The sequence below is a fragment of the Prevotella sp. HJM029 genome (genome assembly GCF_000599605.1).
GTDB lineage: Bacteria > Bacteroidota > Bacteroidia > Bacteroidales > Bacteroidaceae > Prevotella.
Map to the genome: position 1 here is coordinate 74,755 of NZ_AZHT01000177.1, position 9,913 is coordinate 84,667.

The window sequence follows — 9,913 nt, forward strand, 5'->3', positions numbered from 1 at the left end:
TATCGCGTGGGTGTAGGCGTAAGAAAGAGAGAAGAGTGTGCGTGCTTTAGTGCCATTCTCTCTTGTTTTGTGTTGGCTGCAACGAACGATTCAGCTATAGAATAGATGGCGATGGCCTATTTCTTTCGGCCGAAATCGGCGGGCACTTCGCCCCATTTCTTCGTTTCCCACTTCAGAACGGGGGTGGTGACGGGGTGGGTTTGCAGCCATTTCTCGGCACGTTCCACAATCTGATAGAGCCCTTCGGTTTGCGGATTGCGTGCCAATTTGGTTTTACATTTCTTGTTGTGCACCCACAAAATGGCGTTATAGCTATCCGAATAAACGACGCGTTCAGTATCGTGTTGCTTGTCGAGCAAGGCCAACGCGTGCACGATGGCTAAGAATTCGCCGATGTTGTTGGTGCCATGCGTGGGGCCGAAATGGAACACTTCGGCGCCCGTTTGCAAATCGATCGCCCGGTATTCCATGGGGCCCGGGTTGCCCGAACAGGCTGCATCCACCGCCCAAGCCATGGCTTTCACCTCGGCAGGGAGTGGAAGAACCGTGTCGTTTCGCCAGTTAGGCGGGTTGGAAAGGGTTGACTTTTTGGCCATAAGTGTGCCGAAAGATTACATTCTCTCGGGCACTTCGATGCCCAAAAGCGCCATGCCGTTCTTCAAAATCTTTGCTACATTCTGCGCCAACACCAAGCGAGTGGTCTTCTCTTCGGGCGTGTCGGCATTCAAAATGCTATAATCATGATAGAACTGATTGAAGTCTTTTGTCAGCTCATAGCAGTAGTTGGCGATGCCACTGGGGCTATAATCCTTGCCGGCCTGCGCCACGACGGCGGCATATTCATTCATCTTTTGAATGAGCTCAATCTCTTTTTCGTTCAGCGGAGCATGCGCATCGAGCTGCGTAGGCACGTGGATGGCCTCGCTTTCGGCCTTTCTTAGGATGGAACGGATGCGCGCATAGGTGTATTGAATGAATGGCCCTGTGTTGCCATTGAAGTCGATACTCTCCTCAGGATTAAACAACATGTTCTTGCGTGCATCCACTTTCAGGATGAAATATTTCAAGGCTCCGAGACCCACGATGCGTGCAATGCGCTGCTTTTCGTCCTCGCTCATGTCGTGGAATTTGCCCAACTCGTCGCTCATTCGGCGTGCATCGCTGATCATGGTCGCAATGAGTTCGTCGGCGTCGACCACAGTCCCTTCGCGGCTTTTCATCTTTCCGTTGGGCAATTCCACCATGCCATAGGAGAAATGCACCAGCTCTTTGCCCCATTTGAAGCCCAATCGGTCGAGCAAAATCGACAGCACTTGGAAGTGATAGTTTTGCTCATTGCCCACCACATAAATCATTTTGTCGATGGGATAGTCCTTAAATCGCATCTCAGCCGTGCCGATGTCTTGCGTCATGTAGACCGAAGTGCCGTCGCTGCGCAGCAACAATTTCTGGTCTAAGCCCTCGTTTGTGAGGTCGGCCCACACACTATTGTCGTCTTTTCTGAAGAACAGTCCTTTGGAAAGTCCCTCTTCCACCTTCTTCTTTCCTTCGAGATAGGTTTGCGATTCGTAGTAAATCTTGTCGAAACCCACGCCCAAAGCCTTATAGGTTTCGTCGAATCCGGCGTAAACCCAGTTGTTCATGCGTGCCCAGAGCGCGCGAATTTCGGGGTCGTTCTGCTCCCATTTCACGAGCATCTGGCGTGCTTCTTTCATCAAAGGCGCTTCGTTCTTGGCCTTTTCTGCCGCAGCTTCTTCGCTCATGCCTGCTGCAACATACTCTTTTTGCAGCGCTTCGCACTCTGCTTTGTAATGCTTATCGAAGGCCACATAGAAGTCGCCGATGAGATGATCGCCCTTCTTTCCAGCCTTTTCGGGTGTGATTCCGTCGCCATATTTGAGCCAAGCGAGCATCGATTTGCAGATGTGTATGCCGCGATCGTTCACGATATTGGTCTTCACCACGCGGTTTCCGTTGGCTTGCATGATTTGTGCTAACGACCAACCCAGGAGGTTATTGCGCACATGTCCTAAGTGAAGGGGTTTGTTTGTGTTGGGCGAACTGTATTCAATCATCACCAAAGGCGAATGACTGTCGGCCTGTTGCTCACCAAAATGCGCATCGAGGTGGATGTCGTTCAGCAGACTTATCCATGCTTCGTGTGCCACAACGAGGTTTAAAAAGCCTTTCACCACGTTGAATTTAGCCACGGCTTTGCACGTTTTCTGCAGTGCTTCGCCCATCTCTTGCGCCGTTTCTTCGGGTTTTTTCTTCGATATTTTCAAGAAAGGGAACACCACCAACGTGAGGTTTCCTTCGAAATTACTACGTGTGTTTTGCAGTTGTACGAGTGAAGGTGCCACTTCTTGACCATAAAGTTCCTTCGCAACGCGGATGACGGAACTGCATATTTCGTTCTCAATATTCATAAAATAGGAAATAACAAAATTCGAATTCTGTTGCAAAATTACAATAAAAAGTAGGAAAAGCAAAATAAAAACTAAGCCATTAGCGCTTATGGTGATGCTATTCTTGTATGTAAAAGCGGTGATAAACGAGGTGTTCTTTGTTGACGTGCAATGTTCTTTTATAGATGCGTTAGCATTAATCCTTCCAATTCATTTATTTTGTTGTTGTTCATTTTAGGGCGAAAGGGATGTTTAATCATTGTAAGTAAACTTGCATTTGGGATAGTTTGAACATCCATAAAAGGTGCCATACCGACCAGTTCTTTGTGTGAGTGTGCCTCCGCAGTGCGGACATATCCCAGATTGTATTTTGCGGTTGGTTTTCAATCTGGCTGCTTGTACGCTTTGAATATGCGCCTTTGGTTTTATCGTTGCCTGGAGATTGTGTTCCGTTAAGCGTTTAAAAATCGTTACAACATCATTATCTGTGGCATAGATTGCCTTATATGCAGCGATGGTTGTGAGCAAATCGGCATCATAAATAACATGGTGTGTGGTTGAAATTTTGCTGATATCAGCATTATCTATGAATACAACGATGGGTATTATTTTTAAATAAGGCCATTCTTTTGTATATTCTTTGATGGCATAGGTGTGGGCAATGGCTTGCTTTATGGGATTATAAAATAAATTTTTAGTGACATAAGTATAGGTTTTCCAAGGTTTTTTAGGATAAGTTACGTCGCTCACAATCACCTGTTTCCAATTGATTTGATTCTCATTTCCATAGATTTGTCCACGATAATTCTTCGTTTCAATGGCAAATATCGCATGTTTTGAAACCACAATATGGTCAATTTGTGTTGTGCCACGTGGTGTTTTTAGAATGATATCTTCTAATAGATAGTATTCATCGGGTAGTTGCATGAGAATATTATGCACTTCCATTTCACCTTGTCGACCTATCAATATGGGAATCTTGTGGCCACATTTCGAAGCGACTATCGCTATGATGATGACTAAAAGTAGTATGGGAAATGCGACATACATGACTATTTTTCTTCTTAATTGATGAAAAGGATGGATGGATGCATCTATCTTTTTCCTTCTATTTTTGCCCTGAGATAGGACAATTTTATCAACAAGGGAGAAGTTGCGAAAGGGAAATCGTCCTCAATTCACCGACAAAACGCCATAGGGGCCGGTGGTGTTGGCGCGGTAACGGATGAGCTTTTTGCCCTTTTCGCCTTGCACAATCAGGCCATTGTTGTTGAGACTATACTGCCGATGGCACACGTCACAGGTGCCCAATCCGCCTGCCTCAAGGCGCAAAGGGCGACTTCTTAGCGGGATCGTTTGTGGGTTAAAGCAGTTGGGGCACTCGCGGTCGTAGGCATAAAACGTGGGGGGATCGTTGAGATTGCCATAGCCCACAATGAGTCCGTTGTTAAGGCCTAACATGTGGGTGCGTTGCAAATCGACGGCCGAAAGGGGAGTGGCTGTTGTGCGACCGGCCGTGTTGTGGCACACATATTGATTCACTCCGCCTTGCATCTGTTGGCGGATGGTGCAGAAAATGCCACTGTTGGGCACCATGGCTTCGGCCAAAGCGGCGTTGTGGTGCAGACCATTATCGAACACAAAAAAGATGCGTTCGCTGCTAAATTCGTTCTCCACGGGGCCGCATGCAGCCCATAACAGTGCAGAAAGACCAATGAAGAGCAACCTAAAAGATTGCCCCATGCGCCTATTCATAGTGGATGAGCTGCAACACATCGGCAATCTTTTCGATGCCTTCTTGCAGCGGTTTGGCCACCATACCTTTAATAAAAGGGTTGAGGTCGGCCTTGATGGTGAGCTTCATCTTGCTGGTTTGTGCATCGACCGCCACCAACTGAATCCAAAAATTAAACGACACCATGCTCTCTTCGCTGGCAAACTTGATGGTTTTGGGCACCTCGCGTTCCACAATGCGCATTTTGATGTCGCCCACAGGCGTATGCACCGACAGCGTGTCGGCATCGAAATGCAAGTCTTTTATCTTGTCTTCGGGCAACTTGTCGCGCACCTTTTCGATGTTGGTTAAGTCGCTCAGCATGTTGAAAACTTGCTGTTGGGGGTAGTTTATCTGTCGAACTGTACTTTCAAATGTTGTCATTTTTCTTATGCTTACATGCTGCCTTGGCATCAAAGCCACGCAGGTGTTTGGGGAAAAGTGGGCGTTACACGTTCCAGTGAGCCGGATCTTTGCGCCATTGCTGCAACAACGCCACCTCTTCTTCGCGAATATAGCCCGTGGTGCGAGCCTCTTCAATCACATGTTCATAGTCGGTTAGTGTGGTCAGTGCCACGTGAGCCTCGCTGAAAGCCTGCTCGGCTACGGGGAAACCATAGGTGAAGCTGGCCACCATGCCCAACACCTCGGCTCCCTGTTGGCGCAAGGCTTCCACGGCTTTCAAGCTGCTTCCGCCCGTCGAGATGAGGTCTTCTACCACCACCACCTTTGCTCCTGCAGGCAATTCGCCTTCGATGAGGTTGGCCAAACCATGGTCTTTGGGTTTTGAGCGCACATAGACAAAGGGCAAATGCAGCTCTTCGGCCACCAAAACTCCTTGTGCAATGGCGCCCGTTGCCACGCCTGCAATGGCCTCAACCTGAGGATGTTGCGCCAAGATGGCATGCACCAGTTCCAGCTTTACATAACTTCTGAGCTGGGGAAACGAGAGCGCTTTGCGGTTGTCACAATAGATGGGTGAATGCCAACCCGATGCCCATGTGAAGGGATTTGCGGGTTGTAGCTTGATGGCTTGCACCTTTAAGAGTTTCGATGCAAAATCTTTTTTCAGTTGATTCATGTTATAACGCTTCTAACGATTGTTTTGCAAAGATAGTTTTTTTATGGTAGAGCACCAATTTTTAGGCTCGTTTTTTCTGTTGAGGCGTAGTTGAGGAGGAAGAAAAGTGGTGCAAATCAGTGGGTAATGTGTACCATTTTTCGGTGCAAAAGCATGGTGATTGTTGGACAATCTCTACGATATGGGTTTATGATATTGGCCAGGCGATAAGGTAATCGGTGTCGTAAGGAGTGATGGCTGTTGCTTCATTCAATAGCCATGCGGCCTGCTGGGCAACGGTTTGTGGCGCATGGGGCAGCTGGGGTTGCACCATTCTAAACCCATGATGATGTCGCCTTTGCCGTGAGCGCATGGCACAGGTGCAGCGCATCGGTTCTTGATGGGCATTGCAATCGTTGGGACAGCCTGTTTTTCGGTGCGGCGTTTCATTTCCGTAGCGTTTTATTTTGAAAGTCTTTCCTTTTTCAGTACCTTTGCAACAGCAAATGTTTCCGCAGGGCAGAGGACTTGAATTGGTGCAGGCCTGCGTCCCATCAGGACGCGGAAACGTTGATTTTGAGGAACGAAAAAGAATATAGAGACAAGAGAAAAGGCATGGAACAGAACTTTTTAATTTACAATACACTCACCCGTCGCAAAGAGTTGTTTAAGCCCTTGCATGCTCCCCACGTGGGGATGTATGTGTGTGGGCCAACGGTTTATGGCGACCCCCACTTGGGACATGCACGCCCTGCCATCACCTTCGATGTGCTTTTCCGCTATCTTAAGCACCAAGGTTATCAGGTACGTTATGTGCGTAACATCACCGATGTGGGGCATTTGGAACACGATGCCGACGAGGGTGACGACAAGATTGAAAAGAAAGCTCGTTTAGAGCAATTGGAACCGATGGAGATTGCGCAGTTCTATACCAACCGTTATCACGATGCGATGGACGCTTTGAATGTGCTTCGCCCCTCAATCGAGCCGCATGCCACAGGGCATGTCATCGAACAAGAGGAGTTGGTGCAGCAGATTTTAGACAATGGCTACGCCTATGAAAGCCATGGGAGCGTTTACTTTGATGTTGTGAAATATGATAAAGATCATCGCTATGGCGTGCTTTCGGGGCGCAATCTTCACGATATTATCAACCATTCGCGCGAACTTCAGGGCGTGGGTGAGAAGCGCAACCAGGCCGATTTCGCTTTATGGAAGCGCGCTTCGGCCGAACATATCATGCGATGGCCCAGCCCTTGGAGCATGGGGTTCCCCGGATGGCACTGCGAATGCACGGCCATGGGGCGCAAATATCTGGGCGACCATTTCGACATTCATGGCGGAGGCATGGATCTTATCTTCCCCCATCATGAGTGCGAGATAGCACAAGCTGTGGCGAGTCAAGGCGAACCGATGGTGAAATATTGGATGCACAACAACATGATTACCATCAATGGGCAGAAAATGGGTAAGAGTTTGGGCAATTTCATCACGCTCGAACAGTTCTTTACCGGGGCACACGAGAGTCTTTCGCAGGCCTATTCGCCCATGACCATCCGCTTCTTTATCCTCTCAGCCCACTATCGTGGGACGGTGGATTTCAGCAATGATGCCCTGCAAGCCGCGCAAAAGGGTTATGAAAAGTTGATGAATGCCTACGACGATTTGGCGCGTGTGCCGGTGGCTTCGGCCTGCGATGAGGCGACGAAGACCTTTGTTTCGGCCTTGAAACAACGTTGCTATGACGCGATGAACGACGACCTTCAGACGCCGTTGGTCATCAGTTATCTTTTCGAAGCGGCCCACCTTGTGAACAATATCTTGGCCCATCAGGCCACCATCTGTGCCGACAGTTTAGCCGAACTCAAAGCCACTTTCGAGCTGTTTGCATTCGACTTGTTGGGCTTGAAGGCAGAAAAGGGCAACAACAACGATGCGCGCGAGCAGGCTTTTGGTGAGGTTGTCGACATGGTTCTTGATCTTCGTGCCAAGGCTAAGGCCGATAAAGACTGGGCAACGAGCGACAAAATTCGCGATGCTTTAGCCAATGCGGGCTTCGAAGTGAAAGATACGAAGGACGGGGTGACGTGGAAATTGAATCGATAACCCACACGATAAATGGAGCAACTCAGCCGAGCTGCTCCATTTTTTTAGGCACGTGCGTTGAGGTCTTGCTTGTTTTTCTGTGACGAGGGGGCGTTATTTGAGCGCTATCCGTTGGTTGATGCTGGCGAAGGGCGTTCGATTTGCAAACATACCATCCCCTTTTGGGCTTGCCTCCCCTGCATATCCTCCCCTCTTGTGACCTTTTTTCGTTGGCAATCCTATACATATGAAAGTGAAACAGCGGCGGAAGAGGGGGACGCTATTGCGTTCATGGTAAATTGAAAATAGGGAAGATACACGTTCAATAGCCATTTGTTGCATATCAAAGAACATTGAGGTGGCTTGCTTTTTGCCATCTATATAAAATAAAAGAAGCGTGCTACATCGTCTCCGTTGAAGACTTCGTAGCACGCTTCTCACTTTATTCTTAGATGTGGAATGTTATGTCAGAGGTAGCTTTTTTATGGGCTTACCGCTCAAAACATTTTGTAAATCATCCATATTACTATTCTATTTTGCTGAGTTCAAACCCACCATTGCTCTTCTCTTGGAAGGTAATGGTAAGTTCTTCTGTAGAATTATTTACAGCTTTTTTAACTCCGTTGCATTCAACATTCTCAATAAAGATGGCCGTACCTCCACAAAAAATCTCTTTAGATTCTCTTGCCTTGTCAGAGATAGCCAACCGCCAGTTGACTTTTACATCGAAATGTTGGTTTCCAACTCGCAAAAAGGCTGTAGAAGAACTCGTATATGAAATCACCTTTTCATGATTAATCATTGCTGAGCTTTGGGGCAGATTGGGGTATAATGTAAAAAAGGTGTTACCCATACTATCGTGTCCTAAATCAATGGGGAGACCACTTTTTGAAAGACTTCCAGTTGCAGAAATACCTTTATCTGCCAACAACTGACTATAATTGAAAACGCCTCCCTCTTTACTATTGATTTTAATTTTAATAGTATTATTCGTTGGTGTAACGACTATCGGCTGGTAAATAGCATCTTCTTGATTGTTACACGAGGGTAAAATCATAGCGCTCAATAGGATAAATAGCGCTGATAAAAATTTAGTAATCATTGTGGTAAATGTTTTAAAAATTGGTTTTGTTATATTACTTGCAAACTTATAGAAAAGATAACAGGTATGCAAATTTAAGTTACTAAAAAGTTAATTGTTGTTTTTTTTAACAAAAGACATTTCAAATGAAAATGGGCGGTTTCAACATGCAAATGCACACGCCCGCAAAGTTAAAGAATATTTTCGTAAAAACACTCAAAAGGGGTACGAAAATTTAATTTTTCTCTTGGGCGACGGTTTATTTTGTCAGCAACTTTGGTAACAAACTGATGACTGATATTTTCAAAAGTGGATGATTTGGGGATATATTGCCTGATAAGACCGTTCTGATTTTCAATCGAACCTTTTTGCCATGATGAATACGGATCGGTGAAGTAGACCGTAACACCCAATTTTTTTGTAATGTATTCATGACAGGCAAACTCCAAACCATTATCAGTCGTTATTGATCTAAGGAAAGCCTTATATGGCATTAGTATTCGAACAACCGTCTTTGCCAGTTCTTTGGCTTCTTTTCCTTTGTTCAACTTTCTCATAAACAACATGCCTGTACTTTTTTCAGTAAGGGTCAGTATGGCTCCATGGTTCCCTTTGCCTACAATGGTGTCCATCTCGAAATCACCAAAGCGTCTACCATCTGCTTCTTCCGGTCTTTCGCTTATATTTACCCTATTACAAATAGTTGATCCACTGCCACTTACTGGACGTGCCCGGTGTTTAAGTTTATGACGACAGTAAAGATATAAAGACCCTCCATTCTTCTTGTCTGTGCGGATGATCTTGTATATAGTTTCATGAGATATTGACATACCCTGTTCCTTTAAAGCTGCCGAAATCTGTTCCGGAGACCACTGTTCTTCCACTAATAGCCGCACTGCTTCATCCTTTATCTCTTGGGAAATGGCGCGGTTGCCTGGTCTTCGTATCTTTCTATAGTCGGCATTTTTCTGGGCAGTCTCCCAATTATAGGTTCCACGGACTCCGCTGTTGCGGTTGATTTCACGAGTAACGGTAGAAGGATTAACTCCTATCGAATCTGCTATCTTTGCCCTGCTCCATCCGTTTTGAATAAAAGTTGAAATTGCGTATCTTTGCTGTGAAGTTAAATGGGTGTACATAAATGTATAATCTGTTACTTAATGAGATAATTGATTTTATTATTTTAATTAAACAATTTTAACACAAGGCTTATAATGCCTATGTTTATGATTTTTTAATACTTACGTTTTGTAGCCTTTTTTATTCAATAGGCTACTGCAAAAAGTTCCTCTCTATGTTATTTACTTGATGTATATCTATCTTTCCATTTCCGTTTCTGATTTCGACCTCACTTTTCATCCGTTTGTTGTCATCTGTCGACTTTTATTCTGCAAAGGTATCGCAGGCAGGGAACACGGCAAACACCGGAATGCTTCCTATTGGCGGAAAACTTTTCATGACCCTCCGAAATCATAGATTGCGGTTTCCTGAAAACTTTTACCGGC

10 protein-coding genes are annotated in these 9,913 nt (G+C 46.0%); 1 reads left to right on the plus strand and 9 read right to left on the minus strand.

Features of this window, described 5'->3' with window-relative positions; all coding sequences use genetic code 11:
* Positions 1–116: 116 nt before the first annotated feature.
* The 7 genes from X919_RS0106695 to X919_RS17380 form a co-directional block, all read right to left on the minus strand.
* A complete protein-coding gene (locus X919_RS0106695) occupies positions 117–596 on the minus strand; it encodes an RNase H family protein (protein WP_028899495.1) in 480 nt (159 codons plus the stop codon).
* A gap of 15 nt (positions 597–611) precedes the next feature.
* A complete protein-coding gene (argS, locus tag X919_RS0106700) occupies positions 612–2,429 on the minus strand; it encodes an arginine--tRNA ligase (RefSeq protein ID WP_028899496.1) in 1,818 nt (605 codons plus the stop codon).
* A 231-nt stretch (positions 2,430–2,660) separates the two neighbouring features.
* Positions 2,661–3,458, minus strand: a complete 798-nt coding sequence (locus tag X919_RS0106705; RefSeq protein WP_028899497.1) for an NERD domain-containing protein — start codon at positions 3,456–3,458, stop codon at positions 2,661–2,663.
* A 123-nt stretch (positions 3,459–3,581) separates the two neighbouring features.
* Positions 3,582–4,163: a hypothetical protein gene (locus tag X919_RS0106710; RefSeq protein ID WP_028899498.1), complete on the minus strand. Its 582-nt coding sequence runs from the start codon at positions 4,161–4,163 to the stop codon at positions 3,582–3,584.
* Positions 4,156–4,566, minus strand: a complete 411-nt coding sequence (locus tag X919_RS0106715; RefSeq protein ID WP_004381141.1) for an SRPBCC family protein — start codon at positions 4,564–4,566, stop codon at positions 4,156–4,158. Before X919_RS0106715 ends, X919_RS0106710 begins: the two co-directional genes overlap by 8 nt.
* Positions 4,567–4,630: 64 nt before the next feature.
* Positions 4,631–5,263 carry an orotate phosphoribosyltransferase gene (gene pyrE, locus X919_RS0106720; RefSeq protein WP_028899499.1) on the minus strand — a complete coding sequence of 211 codons (633 nt, stop codon included), beginning with the start codon at positions 5,261–5,263 and terminating at the stop codon, positions 4,631–4,633.
* Positions 5,264–5,450: 187 nt separating this feature from the next.
* The gene (locus tag X919_RS17380; protein ID WP_256380401.1) at positions 5,451–5,576 is read right to left on the minus strand and encodes a hypothetical protein; all 126 of its coding nucleotides are present in this window, start codon (positions 5,574–5,576) and stop codon (positions 5,451–5,453) included.
* A 281-nt stretch (positions 5,577–5,857) separates the two neighbouring features.
* On the opposite strand from X919_RS17380, the gene cysS reads away from it, so the two are divergent.
* A complete protein-coding gene (gene cysS / locus X919_RS0106730) occupies positions 5,858–7,348 on the plus strand; it encodes a cysteine--tRNA ligase (protein WP_028899501.1) in 1,491 nt (496 codons plus the stop codon).
* A 505-nt stretch (positions 7,349–7,853) separates the two neighbouring features.
* On the opposite strand, the gene X919_RS0106740 is transcribed toward cysS, so the two are convergent.
* Positions 7,854–8,429 carry a hypothetical protein gene (locus tag X919_RS0106740; protein ID WP_028899503.1) on the minus strand — a complete coding sequence of 192 codons (576 nt, stop codon included), beginning with the start codon at positions 8,427–8,429 and terminating at the stop codon, positions 7,854–7,856.
* Between the two features lie 170 nt (positions 8,430–8,599).
* Complete coding sequence (locus X919_RS0106745; RefSeq protein ID WP_028899504.1) at positions 8,600–9,547, minus strand: IS30 family transposase; 948 nt, start codon at positions 9,545–9,547, stop codon at positions 8,600–8,602.
* Positions 9,548–9,913 lie beyond the last annotated feature (366 nt).